Source organism: Priestia sp. SIMBA_032 (assembly GCF_046535215.1).
GTDB lineage: Bacteria > Bacillota > Bacilli > Bacillales > Bacillaceae_H > Priestia > Priestia aryabhattai.
In genome coordinates this window covers 62606-81146 of the sequence record NZ_JAWRXD010000003.1, presented here as the reverse complement: position 1 = coordinate 81146, position 18541 = coordinate 62606, and the positions used below count along the sequence as shown (strand labels likewise).

Genomic DNA, 18541 nt, shown 5'->3' with positions numbered 1-18541 from the left:
TCTCTATTCTTTTGAATAGAGAGCTTTTTTTATATGAGCTGATCAGCAAAATGAAGAGATATATAGGCGGGTTGGTTTTTCATAACAAGCATATAACCTTTGAGGGGGCGATTATGGTAATCAGCAGCTTCTATATAATAAATATGCTGAATCAACCTGCTTAAATGAGTTACAAAAGATGGAAGTTGGTGATTAGGAATGGTTTGGATGTAGTCTATGATTTCTTGTTTCGTCTGAAGGCCAGAATGGGTACATTCTAACAGATGAAAAAGCGGATCTGCTGCTATAGTAGATAGTTCAGAATTGTGTTTGATTCTATTCAGCTGGATATGCAGTTCTTTTTTGGACCATCTTTTCGGCACAGCTCTTAGATGTTGATACTGAAAATGTGTATTCATGATAGCTAACACCTTTCGTATTAAAATAATAAAACAACTTATTATTTTAATAACCTTTACACATGAAACTAAAACGTTACAATGTGTAAAGGTGTCATACATCTTATAAAATAAGCTGATAAAAAAGCACATCTTGCCACTGATCAAATTTCCAGCCTACTTCTTTAAATTCTCCGCAAAACGTAAAATTAAATTGCTCATGCATTTTGATACTGATATCATTCCCTTTTGTAATTCCTGAAATGACAACGTGATGGTCGAGTTCTTTAGCCAATTCCAAAATGCGCTTCATAAGCTGTTTTCCAATACCATGCCCTTGTTGATTTTTATCAATATAAATCGATAGCTCTACTGTTTGAATGTATGCTTCTTTATCTCGATACGAGGAAAGCGAAGCATAGCCCGCTACTACTCCATCTTTTTCTGCAATAATAAGTGGAAAAAGATCATTGCTAATATGATTATTAAACCAGCCCCTTCTTTGTTCCACTGTTACAGGCGTTAAGTCAAAAGTAGCAGCACTTGTTTGAACGGACTGATTATAAATTTCAACAAGCATAGGTAAATCTTCTTCTTTAGCATAACGAATGATCATATGTACAAACTCCTTATAGTATAGAATTATCTTTATTTTACTTCTTTTAAGAAACATAATCTACATAAAAAACCGATGTGCGCATGCACATCAGTTATGATTTTGAGCATATTGAAAGGTTTGAAGAACTTGAAGTGTCTCTTTTGTAGAAACGACCGTTGCAAACTCTCCGTGCAAGGAAGACAGTGCGAATGTATGTACATCTTCTGCACACAGCTTTGTTTTCCCATCGTAGGACGTACAATCAAAGCAAGCCGTTGCATCGTTCACAACATACGTCCTATACCCTAGATTTCCAGCCATGCGCGCAGTCGTAGAGACGCAGTGATTAGTAGTTAGTCCTATTAAGATAAGCGTATCATAGCCATTTGATTTTAAATAGCTATCTAGCTCTGTTCCAATGAAGCAGCTGTTCACGTGTTTGCGAATTAAGTATTCGTCTTCTTGTGGACCAAATCCTTCTTTGAACTGAAATCCCTTTGAACTTGGGTGTAAAGGAGAATCTGGATTTTCTGATGCATGCTGCACGTGAATGACAGGATAGTCTTGACGCCTCCATGCTTGCAGTAGCGTCAGCATATTCTTTTCTGCATCTAAATTGTTTCTTTCTCCCCACTCGGGTGAATAAAACCCTTCTTGTACATCGATAAGCAGCAACACTGGCCGGGAACGTAGCATAAGCATCATCTTCTTTCGTCTTTATTTTAAAATGGAAATAACGTATGTGCATCCATCAGGACCGGCTTTTGAAGAATGAACCGTTTGTTTCGGTAAATGTATCCGATCTCCTGCCTGACATAGAACCGTATCACGTTCAACTGTAAAGTAAATAGATCCTTCAAGTATATGAAGAATTTCATCAGTTGGATGCGTATGAGACGGATGTGTTTGAAAAGCAATATCGTGCTGTACTTCAACGTATCCAGTATACGCCGGAAGCAGCTCTTTAATTACTTCTTCAAACTTTCCGCCAACTCCTTTTTTAATAGAGGCTTTTTTTACGTCCATGCTGCTCACTCCTTTTTAATTTGAACGGACACTGTCCTGTAGTATAGTTATTATCGTCGTGTAAAAAATATTGCTTCCACTCTCGGTTTTCCTGCTGCCCATACCAGCCTAACTCGGGGTGAGCTGATACGTCATCATATGTTTTTAACCGATCGCGAACGACTTTTTGTACGTGCTTCCCTATTTTTGAATCCCCTGTCATACCTTCAAACACCCACCGCGGCTGAAATGTAATCATAAATCCTCTGCTCTTACGGCTTTTACGTAAAGAATGAGCAGGCGTATTACAGACGACAAAAATAGGTTCTCCGTGAAAACAAAACTCCCATAATGCATCTTTCGGGTCTTTTGGAATGTCTTGCGGCCATTTCTTTTGATCAATTTGATGAAGAAACGTCAGCGTATCCCAAAACATCGTTTCGTACTCTTCCATTGAACGTTCTTTATGTTCAGGCTTAAAGAATAACACAAAGGATGTATAGCGACCTATGCTCTTAAATGTATCTATGTATTCTCTAAGTGCCGACGCTGCATGCCTAATATCTTGATAGTTGTAAGGAGTAGTCACAAATGAAAAACGCAGTAAATCTTTTTTAAAGCCTTCTACCCCTAATATACAGGGAAATGGATTTTCTTCTGATAATATATCGCTTTGGAAATATTGAAAAGCATCTTTTCCCCAGAACGGGACATGCGTGGACTCTAAAATTTCATTAGCTCGAAAAAGCATTTTTGATGCCATTAAAACCCTCCTTATGGAAATCAACGTTACATGTGTATTAAAAAAAAAAAGTTTATGAGTATTTTTAACTAAATGCCGCTTCTAAATTATAAAACTCTAATCTATATATATATAAGCTACTATTGGACAAGTTAGAAAGGAGGCTGTGTTCGTGGAGTGGTTTTTGATTGCTATAAAACAAATAATTCTAGGTATTAGTCTCGCAGCACCGGTAGGGCCAATTAATATAGAAATGATTAAAAGAGGTCTGACAAAAGGATTTTGGGCTTCTTGGCTAGTTGGTTTAGGAGGCATGACGGCCGATATTTTATTTATGCTCCTCATTTTAATAGGGTTAACACCTTTTGTTCAGATGCAGGCTGTTACTGTTGCACTGTATGCAACTGGCTTTGTCATGCTCACATTTATTGGCTTTCAAAGTATGAAACAAGCTGTCTCTCGTTCCTTTTCAGTAGATATAAATACCCCCCCTGCTAAAAGAGATAAGTCATTTTTTACAGGTTTCTTCATTGCTCTTATGAACCCTTTAAATATTGTGTTTTGGTTTGGCGTATTTGGGTCAAGCTTAAGCGAAAGCCTCCAAAGTCAAACGTGGCTATCCGTCTTTTTTCACAGCTTCTTTATTATTTTTGGCATCATTCTTTGGAATTTAAATATTGCGAGCAGCATTCATTTCACAAGAAAATTTATCACGCCGAAGCTTTTTCGCCTCATTACGTTAGGTGCTGGTTTTTTACTTTTTTTATTTGGCTGCCAATTCGGTTTTAAATGTGTATCCTTACTTATGGGCTGAGCTTTTAGCGATGAGTTCAATAAGGGTGTCATTTACTTTCTCACGTTCATCGTAAAAAAGGCCGTGTCCACTATTTTCAAATGGAATAAGTGTAGAAAATGAAATATGACGATTCATAACTTTTGCAAGATCAAATGGACAAATTTGATCTTTTTTTCCGTGTAATATATATGTCTCAGCGAAAATTTGACTCAAATCTTCCCGCAAGTCTTCGTCTCGTAAAGACACCGCAGTTTTAATCGTTCCATGGCCAGATGCTTCTAAACCTAAATCTTGAAACCATCCTCTAAAAGCTGAGCTGGTAGGCTGATTAAAAAACTTTTTCCCAAAGTCTTCAAGCATGTTAGGACGATCTCTATACGTATTTTGAATAATTGTATTTACTTCTTCAACAGGAAGTCCATATGGAAAATCAGTTTTTCGAATAAAGCTTGGAGCCGCTGCCCCTAATAAAATTAACTTCTTCACTCCATATCCTAAGTGTCTGCTCATATATCGAATGGCAATAGCTCCCCCCATAGAAAAGCCTATTAGCGTATAATTTTTAAGTCCCATCTTTTCTACTAACATGCGAATATCATCTGCTAATTGATTGTAAGAATAGCCGGTGAAAGGCGCATCTGATTTTCCAAATCCGCGAAGATCAGGGGCGATACATCGAATACCGCGGGCCGGAAGCGTTGTAAATTGGTATTCGTACATTTTAGCGTTAACAGGCCACCCGTGAAGGAAAAGAACGGGTTCCCCTTTTCCAACATCCCGAACAAAAAGTTTTGTTTTAGGAGTTACGTGAATAAAAGAGTTCATGTATAACACCTCCTAGATGTTCTTATATATATATATGTTTAGGACAATTGGAACATTCAAAAGTTTCTTAAAGGCTTGTGTAGGAGGTGTATTATGTTTATTTGGGATAAGGAGTAGAAAAATTATTTTATATTGTTTATTTAGAACATAGTTTAATTTAAAAACATTAGACAAAAAAAGTAGTAAAGCTTTAAAAACTTTACTACTTTTTTTGTTATTTTTCTTCCAGCCACACATCAACTAAATTTCCAGCTTCGCTTTGGTCCAATATGAATGAACCGTTGCTGTATCGGTCGCTAGCTCGCATTGTAGATGGATCAACTTGCTCGATCTGACCTTTAGATGATTCCACTATCATGTAATGTTCTTTAGAGATTACTTTTACTTTTGCAATTTGATGCGGATTAGATTTCAGTTCTCGGACCATCACTAGCCCTCGTTTTGCTCGTGCTGATTCTTCAAACTCAGTAATTTTTGTCTTTTTCACAGCTCCTCGCTGCGTGGCGATAAATAATTCCGTTGATAGAGCTTCATCTTCATCGAAGACAACGCCGCTTACAACATAATCCTCGTCTTTTAAGTTAATTCCTTTTACACCAGAAGCGCGAGTTCCTACAATATTGATTTCTTCTTCCCGGAAACGCAGTCCATAGCCAGAGCGAGTGGCAATAAACACTTGTTTTTTACCATCCGTTTGATATACATCGACTACTTCATCATCGCCTTTTAAATTAACGGCGACAAGAGCTTTGGAGTAGCGCTGTGCTTTATATTGAAGTAATTCGGATTTTTTGACCATACCATTTTTCGTAAAGAAAAGCAGATACTGATTTTCTTTAAATTCTTTTACCGGTATCGCCCGTACAATTTGCTCTTCTTTATCAATTGGAACAATGTTCATGATATGCTGCCCCATGTCTTTCCACCTGATATCAGGAAGTTCGTGCACTGGCATATATAAATAGTTCCCTTTGTTTGTGAAGATGAGCAGTGTTTCGGTTGTATTAATTTCATATTTCGCTAAAATTCGGTCCGTATCTTTCATACCGAAGTCTTGCCCGTTAGACGCGGCGTAAGAACGAAGACTTGTTCGTTTTACGTATCCGTCTTTTGTGACTGTTACCATCACTTCTTCAGATGGAACCATCACTTCCAGATTAATCTTAATTTCTTCGATTTCTGCTTCAATTTTTGAGCGGCGTTCTGTACTGTATTGCTTTTTTACACGGCGTAATTCTTTTTTGATTACATTAAAAAGTTTTTTCTCGCTATGTAAGATTTCTTCTAACTCGTTAATTTTAGCACCTAGCTCTTCAGCTTCCGCCTGTAGAGCTGTAATGTCCGTGTTTGTCAAGCGGTATAATTGAAGCGACACAATCGCTTCTGCTTGAGGTTCTGTAAATTCATATTTAGCAATTAAATTATTTTTAGCATCGCGCTTATCTTTAGAAGCTCTAATGGTTGCAATAACTTCATCTAAAATCGACAGTGCTTTAATCAATCCTGCTACAATATGTTCGCGTTCACGTGCTTTTTGCAGTTCGTATTTAGAACGATTTGTTACCACTTCTCTTTGATGATCAATATAAGCATCAAGAATGTTAGGTAAACTCATAAGCTTTGGTCGCTTTTTAGCAATAGCAACCATGTTAAAATTATACGGTACTTGCAGATCTGTATTTTTATAAAGGAAGTGAAGTACTCCTTGAGCATTTGCATCTTTTTTTAGTTCTACTACGATACGCAGGCCGGTACGATCCGTTTCATCGCGAACTTCAGCAATGCCTTCCACTTTTTTATCTAAACGAAGCTCATCCATTTTCTTAACAAGGTTGGCTTTATTTACTTCAAATGGAATTTCCGTAATAACAATTTGCTGTTTTCCGCCGCGAATGGACTCCACTTCCGTTTTTCCGCGAATAATAATTTTCCCTTTACCTGTCTCGTAGGCTTTCTTAATTCCGTCTACACCTTGAATGATTCCCCCCGTAGGAAAATCAGGACCTTGAATAGCCGTCATCAACTCTTCAATTGTACACGTTGGTTTATCAATTCGCATGATCGTTGCGTCAATTACTTCACCTAAATGATGGGGAGGAAGTTCCGTAGCATAACCAGCTGAAATACCTGTGGATCCATTCACTAGCAAGTTAGGAAACATAGCCGGTAACACAGTTGGTTCGCTGCTTGTATCATCGAAGTTAGACACAAACTCAACCGTTTGTTTGTCAATATCTCGTAGAAGTTCTGCAGCAATCGATGAAAGGCGCGCTTCTGTATAACGCATTGCTGCTGGGGGATCTCCATCAATACTTCCGTTGTTTCCGTGCATTTCGATTAATACATTTCTAACTTTCCATTCTTGACTCATTCGAACCATGGCATCATATACAGATGAATCACCATGAGGGTGATAGTTACCAATTACGTTTCCTACAGTTTTAGCTGACTTGCGAAACCCTTTTTCTGCTGTATTTCCATCTACGTGCATTGCATACAAAATACGGCGCTGAACGGGTTTTAACCCGTCTCTTGCATCCGGCAATGCGCGCTCTTGAATAATATATTTACTGTATCGACCAAAACGGTCGCCTAGTACATCCTCAAGAGGTAAATCTAAAAAGCGTTCTGTTTGTGTCATTGTACGTCCTCCTCTGCGACCGTTAATACATTTTCATTATCTAAAATATTTGGATCTTCTTCTAATCCAAACGCTACGTTACTTTCAATCCATTTTCTGCGAGGTTCTACTTTATCGCCCATCAAAGTGGTCACACGACGATCAGCGCGGGCAGCATCATCAATACGAACACGAATCAGCGTACGCGTCTCTGGGTTCATTGTTGTTTCCCAAAGCTGATCTGCGTTCATTTCACCGAGACCTTTGTAGCGCTGAATCATATAGCCTCTTCCTACCTTGTCAATTGCACCTTGCAATTCTTCGTCACTCCATGAATATTCAACCACTTCTTTTTTACCTGACCCTTTACTTACTTTGTAGAGCGGTGGAAGAGCAATAAATACTTTTCCTGCTTCCACAAGCGGTTTCATATAGCGGTAGAAAAACGTTAGCAGAAGCACTTGAATATGAGCGCCATCCGTATCCGCATCGGTCATGATGACTATTTTATCGTAGTTAATATCATCAATTGTAAAATCTGCGCCTACTCCTCCGCCTATCGCGTGGATGATTGTACTAATTTCTTCGTTTTTAAAAATATCTTGAAGCTTGGCTTTTTCGGTATTGATAACCTTTCCTCGCAGTGGCAGCACAGCTTGAAAGCGGCGATCCCTTCCTTGTTTTGCTGAACCTCCGGCGGAATCCCCTTCGACTAAGTACAGTTCGTTTCTCTGAGGATTTCTTGATTGCGCAGGTGTTAACTTCCCGCTTAGAACGGTTTCTTGACGCTTTCGTTTCTTCCCGTTCCTTGCGTCTTCTCTCGCCTTTCGGGCCGCTTCACGCGCTTGAGCAGCTTTGATTGCTTTTTTTACAAGAAGAGAGCTTACGTCCGGGTTTTCTTCTAAGAAATAGGCAAGTTTTTCAGAAATAACTGCATCTACGGACGAACGAGCTTCACTTGTACCTAACTTTCCTTTTGTTTGTCCTTCAAATTGAAGCAATTCTTCAGGTATTCTAACGGAAACGATGGCTCCTAAGCCTTCTCGTATATCTGTTCCTTCTAAGTTTTTGTCTTTTTCTTTTAGCAGGCTTACTTTACGGGCGTATTCATTAAATGCACGCGTCATAGCGCTTTTTGCACCGGACTCATGCGTTCCGCCATCTTTGGTACGAACATTATTAACAAATGATAAAATGGTTTCAGAATAACCATCGTTAAATTGAAAGGCAAATTCAACTTCAATATTATGATGAATCCCTTCAAAAAAGACGACTGGATGAAGTGAATCTTTTTCTTCATTTAAATATGAAACGAAGGCTTGAATACCTGTTTCATAATGAAAGATATCGTGACGATCATGCCTTTTATCGATTAATTCTATTTTGAATCCTTTTAACAGAAAAGCCGATTCGCGGAGCCGTTCACAAAGCGTATCATAATTGTACACGGTTGTTGAAAAAATCGTGGCATCTGGTTTGAAATGAATCGTTGTTCCCGTTTTTTTCGTTTTCCCTATTTTTTCTAGCGTCGTAACCGGCTTTCCTCCATTTTCAAAACGCTGTTCATAAATAAATCCATCTCTATGAATAGTTACAGTCAACCATTCAGACAGCGCATTTACAACAGATGCACCTACTCCATGTAAGCCTCCGCTTGTTTTATATCCACCCTGTCCGAATTTACCTCCTGCATGCAAGATGGTTAAAATAACTTCAGGCGTTGGTTTTCCTAGTTTATGCATGCCCGTTGGCATACCTCGACCTTTATCTTGTACAGAAATTGAATTATCTTTGTGAATGGTTACAATAATTTCTTCTCCGTAGCCTGCTAGAGCTTCATCGACAGAGTTGTCGACGATTTCATATACTAAATGATGCAGACCTCGTGTATCCGTACTTCCAATATACATACCAGGACGTTTACGAACGGCATCTAATCCTTCTAGTACTTGAATTGCATCTTCATTATAATTAAATTGTTGTTTCCGAGCCATTCATACTACCCCTTTCATCACAACGAACATTACTACATTATGTATGAAACACAAACGTTTGCGCTTCGTGTCTAAGAATAAATGATCATGTATCCTATCTTTTAATTTTATAGTGTTCGCATCAACAGAACGTATGTTTCTATTTTTGCGTACTTACAAGATTTTAGCACAAATTTCCGTATTATAAAAGCAATATCTTGTGTATTCATGGATTATAAGCCTGATAAAGCTAGCTGTCTAACGTCTATTGTAGCGGAAACTCTCTTACTATTTCAACGCATGGTGAAACCCATGCAAGCAGTGTGCATGGGTTGGTTGTTCTGCTTATAGATCTTACTTTGTTAAAGCATGCTCGACTTTTATACAACGATCCATAACTACAGTATACCCTTTTTTAGCGAGCAGGTCATATGCTTCTTCATTAATTAAACCAGATTGTGCCCAAAATACGTCTGCATCTACTTCTAAAAACTCTTCTGCAACTTCAAGCAAATGCTCAGAGCGACGAAATACATTAACGATATCAATATGCCCTTCAACTTCTTTTAATGAAGATACGGCTTTTACGCCGAGCGCTGAGTTGATTGTGGGGTTCACCGGAATTATCTCGTAACCTTGCTGCTGCATGGCTTCTGAAACCATATAAGACGTTCGATGAGGATTATCTGATAAACCTACTACAGCAATGCGCTTGCTTTTTTTTAATATTTTACCAAGCTCTTGACGGGAAGGAATTTTAATGGACATGTCTATTACCTCTCTTAGCTATATAATATGTACTGAACAACATTCGCGATTTATAGTTGATTTCCTGCATATAGTACCCGTTTTCTCTATTTTTGTAAACGTCTTCTTTTTTTAAAATAATTGTCTCTCACCCAAAACTAGCTATGTTTTTTTAAGTATCTCATGGTAAAATAGAAACGATATAGAAATAAAGGAGCTTTCAAACATGAATTATTTATTACCTATTCTTGCCTATATCTTGGGCTCTATTCCTTTTGGACTAGTTGTTGGAAAACTAGGATACGGCATCGATATACGAGAGCATGGAAGCGGCAATTTAGGCGGCACCAACTCATTTCGTACATTAGGTGTAAAAGCCGGAATTATCGTTACGCTTGGAGACATTCTAAAAGGCACCCTAGCAGCTTCTTTACCGCTTTTATTTGATACAAATCAAAACATTCTCTTCATTGGTTTATTTGCTGTCATTGGTCATATTTTTCCTATTTTCGCGAAATTTAAAGGCGGGAAAGCTGTTGCCACATCTGCCGGAGTGATTTTATGTTATGAACCTCTTTTATTTGTTTTCGTGCTATTATGTTTTTTTATCTGCTTATACATAACAAAGTATGTATCACTGTCATCAATGGTTACCGGGGTATTAACCTTTATCTACACGCTGTTTAAACAAGACTACATGCTTATTATGATTATTGGTGTAATTGTAGCCTTTGTCATTTACAGACACCGGGCAAATATTACGCGAATTCTTAACAAAACAGAACCGAAAGTCACATTTTTATCAGGTAAAAAGAAATAAGAGGAGCTTCCTCTTATTTCTTTTTTTATAACGGTTTTGTAAGCGAATACATTTCTTATTTATTAGTTATACTGATACTAAAATAAGGAGGTGAATGATGTGAAGAAAAAATGCCCTATTTGCAAACGAAATAAGAAAATGGATTCACAGCTAGAAGGAAGCCGCTACTGCGTTCACTGCTGGGAAACCATTGGAAAACAATATGATTTCAAATGAAAGAATGAAACGATTTAATATAGAAATGAAGCCTTCACCTCTATATTAAATCGTTTTATTTTATTTTATCTCATTCCTTCCTAGCTGGATTCGTATATATTGGTAATTTATCTACCTTTCTACTATAATAAATGTATCCGCAGTATTGGAAGGAGCATAATTAATGAAATTAACAGTAACAGAAGCAGCAGCTACGTGGTACAAAGACGAAATGATGCTAGAAGGAAACGAAACAATTCGCTTTTTTGTTCGCTACGGCGGATGCAGCAACGTTCAAAAAGGTTTTTCTTTAGGTGTAAGCACAGATTCTCCTAAAAACGTTGGCGTTGAAACAAAAGTTGACGGTTTAACATTTTTCGTAGAAGATGAAGACCTTTGGTACTTTGATGGTCATGATTTGACCGTGAACTATAATGAAGAAACAAAAGAACCTGACTTTCATTACGAAGCGTAAGAAAAAAGCATCGATTTATCGATGCTTTTTATTTTTACGCTTAACCCTGCTTTTTGGCATCTTCATAGGCTTTATGCCATTCCGGATAATTACGACGAATCGAAATAGGCTTAAAGTTTTCTTTTTTCACACATACGTGCGACGATGTTCCTGTTAACGCAAGTTCTTCATTTGAATTAAAAATCTCGTATCCGTACACAACGCGTAGACCGTCATAGTTCTCAACCCAAGTATGTACCACAGCTGTCTCGCCATAATGAAGCGGCGTTTTATATGACGCCTGTATATCAATAACTGGGGACAGCACACCGTCTCTTTCCATTTGTGCATAGCTAAAACCTAAATCACTGATAAACTGCGTTCGGCCTATTTCCATCCATACTAAATAGTTAGCATGATACACAACGCCCATCTGGTCGGTTTCTGCATAGCGCACTTCGATTTCTTTCTTCGATACTAGCATGATTCTACCTCCTATTGCACTATTGCACTGTTCCTGTTTTATCTTACCATATAAGGAGAATATACTCCTACTAGTTTGGTCCTGACTCAGTAGGTTGTAAGACTAAGCGCTTCTTGAATTCGGTATATCAATGTTTCCAGCCGCGTCATCTTATTTTCATACTTTTTATAGGGAAGCGTATATGTGTGACCTTTATTTGTCCATAGACGGTCAAAATAAGCGTTTAGTTCGGTCATAACCTTTTCGTTAGAAGATCCTGATATTTTAATATCCGTTTCTAAGTTTAAATCAGCTAAATTTCGCTTGGTGAAATTTGCTGCCCCTGCAATAATAGTGGCGTTTCTTTTGTTTTGAATTAATAAGGTTTTACAATGATACTGCTCTATTCCTGTATGATACCAGCGAATTTTAATATTACCTTTAGATTTCTTAACGAGTTCTGCCGCTACTGGACGGTTAGGCAGTCCGAACTTTTTTCTTCCAAACGCATTTTCGTTAGGATCTAAAATTAACCGTACGTTTGCTCCTTGTTCAGAAGCTTTCAAAAGGGCCTTTATTACGTCTCGATCTCCAAGATAAAACATGCCAAGCCACACATCGTCACCTTGTTTAGCATGATGTAAACCACTTAATACGTGCTTATAGATTTTGCCTTCTGATAGCAGCTGAACATAGAGGTCTCCCTTTTCTTTTTCTTTCTTTTTATATAGAGGTAACCTTCCTCCGTAAGAAAAATCAGACACGGCTTGTTCGCTTTTTACCACATCTCCAATGATATTCCCTTTTACTTCAAAGGCCATGTTAGAATTATAAAAACTTGCATCATGAGGATTGGCAGAAGAAATAATAACGCTTTGATCGGTTGCTACTACTTTTCTGTGATTAGCTTTTACATTTAACAACTTAAGATAAGCACGGGCCGTTACCTTAGGCGCATTATTTCCGAAAGGATTCGTTATCCACCCGGTTCCTTTTTCACCCATCCACTGAACAAAAGTTCTCCACACTGCAGAATATAGTGGAATGGAATCTCTGAGCTTAGATAAATTAGTTTGCACCACTTTGATTCCGTTCAGCCGCAGTGAATCTAACCACTTTGAATCATGTGAGCCGTAGGTTGTGTTTATTTCATCCGTAATAAAGACTATTTCGACATTAGGATGTTTTCGTTTCTTTTCAATCAGCTTACTTGCAAGCGTATCACTAAGGTGAGGAAACTTTTGCCCATGGTTATAGTAGCCATTAAATAGAAACATATCCATAATAATAAAAGTTTTTGCTTCATCAATTGCATTCATAACTGCTTGAAAAATATGTTGTTCAGAAACAGACGTCTGCTGGTCTTGATACGTTAGGTCTGATAAAAGAAATACATCTTCCACTTTGTGGGGCTTACTTTCGTATGAAACTCCTTTAGGCAAGGGCTTATGCGTGTGATAAGAGCCCACAATAATCAAGACGACAAGTAAACTGACCAAAATCCTTATTACTTTCTTTTTCACCTGCATAAACCTCTTCGCTAGTTTGTATTAGTATTGACCTTACTAAAAAAATATAGAAAGAAAGCAGCTAAAATCGTTTATTTTTAGCTGCTTATTGTCGCTGTTTTATTTATTAAATCGTACCTTCGTAACCATTTTGACGAGCTTCTGACTCATCTTTTATTTCGCTGCGCATTGCTTCGATACTTACTTCGCGATTGTGATTTTTTTGCTGAATGCGCTGACGTTCTTCTTCAGTGCTGCATGCAGCTGCTTCTTCTGCTTCTTCAATGTTTTTCATTGTATTTTGCACCATTGTTTGTAATTTTTCAACGTTATCACTGCGATCATCTGGATTTGGTTTATTCCATGCCATTGTATCTTCCTCCTCAAAATAACTTTGTTACAATTGTAGTATGCCGGATTTGTTCATCTCTATAAGTGGAAAAAAATGATTTTAGTTTACATAATATAATTATAATCAAGTTAAAATATGTATATAAAACATACATAATATGGTAATACGTACATACAAAGGGGGAATCGCTATGACCAAACGAATGATAACATTACTAAGCGTCATCTTTATTGCAGTGCTTGCCGTATTTTTTATGTCACAAACCTCATTGGCATCAAAATTGACAGCAAGTGCCTTTATGAAGCCTCATCATTACTCAAAACATGAAGAAAAAATGTTAGCTGTGACAAACCTGGACTACAAAAGCAATATCATTGCATACGATGTGAAAGCTCCTAGTGACGCAAAAGAAGCTTATGTAAAAGCTACTTATTACGAAAAGGGAAAAGCAAAAGAACCTTTATTTTCAGGAGGGTTGACTGTTTCAAAAGAATTTGACATGTTTGCTATTACATATAAAATCGATGATGATACTCACAAAGTTATGTTTAATGTGGGAAGCAACGATACAAACCTAGGAATAGAAGAGGAAAAACCCCCAAAAATGAACGGCTATTCCTTTACTGGATTAGAGAGAAAACAAAAAGTGAAAATGAATAAACCATATCCAGTTGCTGCTTTATTTGGTGACGATGGCAGTGGCATACGAGTTGCTCCGCTTTCAACCGATGACGGAGAAGTTGTTAAAGAGCTTATTTCGAGCAACCCTTACGTTTATTTATTCACAGTAGAATTCAAATAATAAAAAGTCGCTGAATTCAGCGACTTTTTATTCATTCACCTTTGGTTTGAATAACTTGAGGATGCTTGCCGGATTTATCTTGCATTTGTTTTCCGTTATTTCCACCAGCTTCTCTCGGTTGAGTGCCGATGTGATTCGGAACAAAAGTTTTGCTTTGTTTTTTAGGGTTTCCCATGCTTATCCCCTCCTCACCGTTACTCTAACCAACTTACTTCAAACTTATTCAGCTCTTTCTAGCATACGGTCTTCTAAACGCTTTTCAATTTCCATTTCAATGCGCTCAATTTCGGACTGATCTTTTAACAGCTGTGTTTTATTTTCTTGCACTAACTCTTCAAATGAACGTTTGCGTAATTTTCTCATGATTCCAACACCTACTTTATGTAATTTTTGTGAAAAATCTGAAAAATCTAAAGAAACTGATATCATACAACTATCTATATTGTAACCAATTTGTCAGATAAGTAAACATACTTTTTGAAAAGTTGTAAGAAAGTTTGACATGTTTACTGACCTATCTATATATACGATGATAAAGTAAATAAGTTTCATGTTTAATAAAACAAGCAGCGAAGTTAATTCACTGCTTGTTGAGCAAAGTTTTCCATTTGTTTAAGCGTCATTGGACCATTCACTCGCTGAACAATTTTACCTTCTTCATCTATAAAGTAAGATGTCGGAATGGTGGACACCCGATATTTTTTACTTCCTACAGTATCTTGGTCGTCCAATAATACATGAAACGTAAATTGTTTTTCTTTCAGAAACTTAGATACTGCCTGTTTACTGCCTTCTGATGAAGTTAAATTAACTGCAAGCAGCTGTACGTCGTTTCCATATTTCTTATAAAACGCTTGCATATCGGGCATTTCTTTTTGACACGGCGGACACCATGTGGCCCAAAAGTTTAAAATAACTTTTTTTCCTTTAAAGTCCGATAATTGAACAGTTTTTCCGTTCGTATCTAACAGTGTAAACGGAGGTGCTGTATCTTTTGGTTCTAACCCATAAGCTTGACCCGAAGCCTGACGAGCACTATCGCCTTTTTTGATATTTAAATCCTTGTATTCGCTTAAGTTAGAATTATCGGATGCTTCATTTGGAGAAAGCCCTTGCCAAAGTGCGTAGCTAAGAAAGCCTACTAGAAGCAAGACCGCAATTATTTTTTTAACCATATGATCGGCTCCTTTATTTCTTCTAAAAAATGATAATCTATGTACTAATAGATATGTGCAATATCTACTAAAATAATCCTTTTATCAGGCATTTTCTTTTATAATATAACATATTCCCCTCTCACTTTTTGTCGAAAACGGTGCGTTTGCATAAAAAAAGAGCGGCTCATGAGAACCGCTCTTTTTCTTTATACCTTACGCATGTGTTTTAGACTGTAATTTATCACGAAGCACCATTTGAAGGATACCACCGTGGCGATAGTAATCAATTTCAACTTCACTATCGAAACGAACCAGTACTTCAAATTCTTTTTTGTTTCCAGCTTCATCAGTTGCTGTTACTTTTACAAGATCCCGTGGTTTTACTGTTTCATCAACCGCTACTGCAATTGTTTCTTTTCCAGTTAAACCTAATGTATCTGCGCTTTCACCATCTTTAAATTGAAGAGGTAAAACACCCATTAATACTAGGTTTGAACGGTGAATACGCTCAAAGCTTTCAGCGATTACTGTTTTAATACCTAAAAGGTTTGTGCCTTTTGCTGCCCAGTCACGAGAACTTCCCATGCCGTAATCTTTACCTGCAAGTACAACAAGACCTGTACCTTGCTCTTTGTATTTCATACAAGCATCATAAATGCTCATTACGTCATTTGTTGGCCAGTGTGTTGTCCAGCCGCCTTCTGTACCAGGAGCTACTTGGTTTTTAATGCGAATGTTTGCAAATGTACCGCGCATCATCACTTCATGGTTACCACGACGAGAACCATATGAGTTAAAGTCTCTTGGTTCTACACCGTTTTCTTGAAGGTAAAGACCTGCAGGTGATGTTTTTGCAATTGAACCCGCTGGTGAAATGTGATCCGTTGTCACTGAGTCACCAAATTTCGCTACTACGCGAAGATCATTTAACGGTTCTACTTCACCTGGCTCTTCTGATAACCCTTCAAAGAAAGGTGGGTTTTGAATGTACGTTGAATCATTCTCCCACGTATAAAGAGCATCTTCACTTGTTTTAATTTCATTCCAGCGCTCGTTATCATCGAATACGCGCTCATATTCGTTACGGAATAATTCAGGCGTTACCGTACGGCTAACAACTTCTTTAATTTCATCTTGAGAAGGCCAAATGTCACTAAAGAATACTTCATTTCCGTCTGTATCAATACCGATTGGATCTTTTTGTAAATCTACATCTACTGTTCCAGCCAGTGCATATGCTACAACAAGCGGCGGAGAAGCAAGATAGTTACCTTTTACTAATGGATGAATACGTCCTTCAAAGTTACGGTTTCCTGAAAGAACAGACGTTACAAGCAAGTCGTTGTCTGCAATCGCTTCTTCAATTTCAGCTGCTAATGGACCAGAGTTACCGATACAAGTCGTACAGCCGTAACCTACGATGTTAAAGCCGATTTTATCTAAGTATGGAAGTAATCCTGAATTTTGCAAGTAAGCCGTTACTACTTTTGAACCTGGTGCTAATGACGTTTTCACATAAGCTGGAACATCCAATCCTTTTTCTACTGCTTTTTTGGCAACTAAACCAGCTGCTACTAAGACGTAAGGATTTGATGTGTTCGTACAGCTTGTGATAGCCGCAATGGCAATGGCACCTGTTTTCATTGTTGTTTCTGAACCGTCTGCAAGCTTAAACGTAATTTCTTTATCCACGTCTTTAGCATCAAGTCCGAAGCTTTGGTTGCTAACAGGAGCTGTTAAAGCCTTTTTGAATTCTGTTTGCATTTGAGAAAGTGGAATTAAATCTTGCGGACGCTTTGGACCAGAAAGATTCGCTTCAATTTCTGCAAGGTTAATCTCAACAACGTCAGTGAAAATTGGATCTTCATTTTCTGGTGTGAAGAATAAACCATTTTCTTTTGTATATTGTTCGACAACCTGAATGTCTTTTTCATCTCTTCCTGTTAAACGCATGTATGCTAATGCTTCTGCGTCAACGGGGAAGAATCCACATGTTGCACCGTATTCAGGAGCCATATTAGCGATTGTTGCACGGTCAGCTAATGGAAGTTCTGCTACGCCAGGACCGAAGAATTCCACGAATTTTCCGACTACTCCTTTTTGACGAAGCACTTGCGTAACTTTTAACGCTAAGTCTGTAGCTGTAGTGCCGTTTGGTAATTCACCAACAAGTTTAACACCGATTACTTCAGGAACTGGGAAATAAGAAGGTTGACCAAGCATACCTGCTTCCGCTTCAATACCGCCAACACCCCATCCTAAAACACCGATACCATTAATCATGGTTGTATGAGAGTCAGTACCTACTAGAGAATCAGGGAAAGCTACGAATTCACCATCTTCTTCAACAGCATGAACAACGTTTGCTAAATATTCTAAATTTACTTGGTGCACGATACCAGTAGCTGGTGGAACTGCACGGTAGTTATTAAATGATTTTTGAGCCCAGCTTAAGAAATTATAGCGCTCTGTATTACGTTGAAACTCAAGGTCCATATTAATTCGTAATGAGTCAGCTGTACCTGCTTTATCAACTTGTACGGAGTGGTCGACAACGAGGTCTACTGGAATTTCTGGATTAATTTTGTCAGGATCTCCTCCTAAATCAGCCATTGCTTTACGAAGTGACGCTAAGTCTACAACCGCTGGAACTCCAGTGAAATCTTGAAGAATAACACGAGATGGTTTGAAAGGAACATCGATATCTTTAATATCTTTTGTTCCCCATTTTGCAAGGTTTTCGACGTGTTCTTTTGTAATAACACGGCCATCTACCTGACGAAGAACAGATTCTAATAATACTTTAATTGAATACGGCAGCTTAGATACGTTACCTAAACCTGCTTCCTCTAAAGCTTGTAAGCGGTAATAATTATATGTGCTGCCATTAAGATCGAATGACGAACGAGCGTTAAAAACGTCTTTTTTAGTCATTGCTTTTACCCCCTTCAAATTCTATGTATAAAGGATTTACTTACCCCATCCTCTATTCCCTTCACCATCTATCTTAATATAATATTATACATAAGTAAATAAAAAGAATGTTATTAATTAACATAAGTTTTGCTTATAACTTTTTTCCATCTTCCTTTTATTTTTCTAATAAT

Annotated in this window: 20 protein-coding genes; 4 read left to right on the top strand and 16 right to left on the bottom strand. The window is 37.7% G+C overall.

What is annotated here, in order from left to right; all coding sequences use genetic code 11:
* Nucleotides 1–29: 29 nt before the first annotated feature.
* From SB717_RS10570 to SB717_RS10550, 5 genes are all read right to left on the bottom strand, one after another.
* Complete coding sequence (locus SB717_RS10570) at nt 30–398, bottom strand: hypothetical protein (protein ID WP_410903669.1); 369 nt, start codon at nt 396–398, stop codon at nt 30–32.
* Between the two features lie 103 nt (nt 399–501).
* Nucleotides 502–993, bottom strand: coding sequence for a GNAT family N-acetyltransferase (locus SB717_RS10565; protein ID WP_410903668.1), 492 nt, complete (start codon nt 991–993; stop codon nt 502–504).
* A gap of 90 nt (nt 994–1083) precedes the next feature.
* Nucleotides 1084–1671 carry a cysteine hydrolase family protein gene (locus SB717_RS10560; RefSeq protein ID WP_029714965.1) on the bottom strand — a complete coding sequence of 196 codons (588 nt, stop codon included), beginning with the start codon at nt 1669–1671 and terminating at the stop codon, nt 1084–1086.
* A gap of 21 nt (nt 1672–1692) precedes the next feature.
* Entirely contained in the window at nt 1693–2001 is a 309-nt protein-coding gene (locus SB717_RS10555; RefSeq protein ID WP_013057236.1) for a cupin domain-containing protein, read from the bottom strand.
* The gene (locus SB717_RS10550; protein ID WP_182006777.1) at nt 1976–2743 is read right to left on the bottom strand and encodes a YqcI/YcgG family protein; all 768 of its coding nucleotides are present in this window, start codon (nt 2741–2743) and stop codon (nt 1976–1978) included. Before SB717_RS10550 ends, SB717_RS10555 begins: the two co-directional genes overlap by 26 nt.
* A gap of 151 nt (nt 2744–2894) precedes the next feature.
* On the opposite strand from SB717_RS10550, the gene SB717_RS10545 reads away from it, so the two are divergent.
* Nucleotides 2895–3536 carry a LysE family transporter gene (locus SB717_RS10545; protein WP_049817118.1) on the top strand — a complete coding sequence of 214 codons (642 nt, stop codon included), beginning with the start codon at nt 2895–2897 and terminating at the stop codon, nt 3534–3536.
* Here SB717_RS10545 and SB717_RS10540 read toward each other — a convergent pair.
* From SB717_RS10540 to SB717_RS10525, 4 genes are all read right to left on the bottom strand, one after another.
* Nucleotides 3522–4343, bottom strand: a complete 822-nt coding sequence (locus tag SB717_RS10540; RefSeq protein ID WP_410903667.1) for an alpha/beta fold hydrolase — start codon at nt 4341–4343, stop codon at nt 3522–3524. The two genes, SB717_RS10545 and SB717_RS10540, sit on opposite strands and share 15 nt — an antisense overlap.
* Nucleotides 4344–4557: 214 nt before the next feature.
* Complete coding sequence (parC, locus tag SB717_RS10535; protein WP_074680982.1) at nt 4558–6984, bottom strand: DNA topoisomerase IV subunit A; 2427 nt, start codon at nt 6982–6984, stop codon at nt 4558–4560.
* Nucleotides 6981–8957, bottom strand: coding sequence for a DNA topoisomerase IV subunit B (gene parE / locus SB717_RS10530; RefSeq protein ID WP_013057241.1), 1977 nt, complete (start codon nt 8955–8957; stop codon nt 6981–6983). The genes parC and parE overlap by 4 nt, the downstream gene beginning before the upstream one ends.
* A 333-nt stretch (nt 8958–9290) precedes the next feature.
* Nucleotides 9291–9704 (bottom strand): CoA-binding protein, encoded by a 414-nt coding sequence (locus SB717_RS10525; RefSeq protein ID WP_074680978.1) that lies wholly within the window; start codon nt 9702–9704, stop codon nt 9291–9293.
* Between the two features lie 205 nt (nt 9705–9909).
* Between SB717_RS10525 and plsY the strand changes: the two genes are divergently transcribed.
* On the top strand, nt 9910–10503 hold the full coding sequence (plsY, locus tag SB717_RS10520) for a glycerol-3-phosphate 1-O-acyltransferase PlsY (protein WP_014459891.1): 594 nt from the start codon (nt 9910–9912) through the stop codon (nt 10501–10503).
* 379 nt (nt 10504–10882) lie between these two features.
* Nucleotides 10883–11173, top strand: coding sequence for a HesB/YadR/YfhF family protein (locus tag SB717_RS10515; RefSeq protein WP_074680974.1), 291 nt, complete (start codon nt 10883–10885; stop codon nt 11171–11173).
* 40 nt (nt 11174–11213) lie between these two features.
* Here the strand turns inward: SB717_RS10515 and SB717_RS10510 are convergent, their stop codons facing one another.
* From SB717_RS10510 to tlp, 3 genes are all read right to left on the bottom strand, one after another.
* Complete coding sequence (locus SB717_RS10510) at nt 11214–11636, bottom strand: YbgC/FadM family acyl-CoA thioesterase (RefSeq protein ID WP_074680972.1); 423 nt, start codon at nt 11634–11636, stop codon at nt 11214–11216.
* A gap of 86 nt (nt 11637–11722) precedes the next feature.
* Nucleotides 11723–13144, bottom strand: coding sequence for a phospholipase D family protein (locus SB717_RS10505; protein WP_410903666.1), 1422 nt, complete (start codon nt 13142–13144; stop codon nt 11723–11725).
* A gap of 106 nt (nt 13145–13250) precedes the next feature.
* Nucleotides 13251–13493 (bottom strand): small acid-soluble spore protein Tlp, encoded by a 243-nt coding sequence (tlp, locus tag SB717_RS10500; protein ID WP_013057249.1) that lies wholly within the window; start codon nt 13491–13493, stop codon nt 13251–13253.
* Between the two features lie 172 nt (nt 13494–13665).
* On the opposite strand from tlp, the gene SB717_RS10495 reads away from it, so the two are divergent.
* On the top strand, nt 13666–14277 hold the full coding sequence (locus SB717_RS10495) for a hypothetical protein (RefSeq protein ID WP_410903665.1): 612 nt from the start codon (nt 13666–13668) through the stop codon (nt 14275–14277).
* A gap of 31 nt (nt 14278–14308) precedes the next feature.
* Here SB717_RS10495 and SB717_RS10490 read toward each other — a convergent pair whose 3' ends face one another.
* The 4 genes from SB717_RS10490 to acnA all read right to left on the bottom strand — a co-directional run bounded on the left by SB717_RS10490 (nt 14309) and on the right by acnA (nt 18368).
* Nucleotides 14309–14452 carry an acid-soluble spore protein N gene (locus SB717_RS10490; protein ID WP_074680969.1) on the bottom strand — a complete coding sequence of 48 codons (144 nt, stop codon included), beginning with the start codon at nt 14450–14452 and terminating at the stop codon, nt 14309–14311.
* A 44-nt stretch (nt 14453–14496) separates the two neighbouring features.
* Nucleotides 14497–14640 (bottom strand): FbpB family small basic protein, encoded by a 144-nt coding sequence (locus SB717_RS10485; RefSeq protein WP_013057252.1) that lies wholly within the window; start codon nt 14638–14640, stop codon nt 14497–14499.
* Nucleotides 14641–14852: 212 nt separating this feature from the next.
* On the bottom strand, nt 14853–15452 hold the full coding sequence (locus SB717_RS10480) for a TlpA family protein disulfide reductase (protein ID WP_074680967.1): 600 nt from the start codon (nt 15450–15452) through the stop codon (nt 14853–14855).
* 195 nt (nt 15453–15647) lie between these two features.
* Nucleotides 15648–18368: an aconitate hydratase AcnA gene (gene acnA, locus SB717_RS10475; RefSeq protein WP_410903664.1), complete on the bottom strand. Its 2721-nt coding sequence runs from the start codon at nt 18366–18368 to the stop codon at nt 15648–15650.
* Nucleotides 18369–18541: the final 173 nt, after the last annotated feature.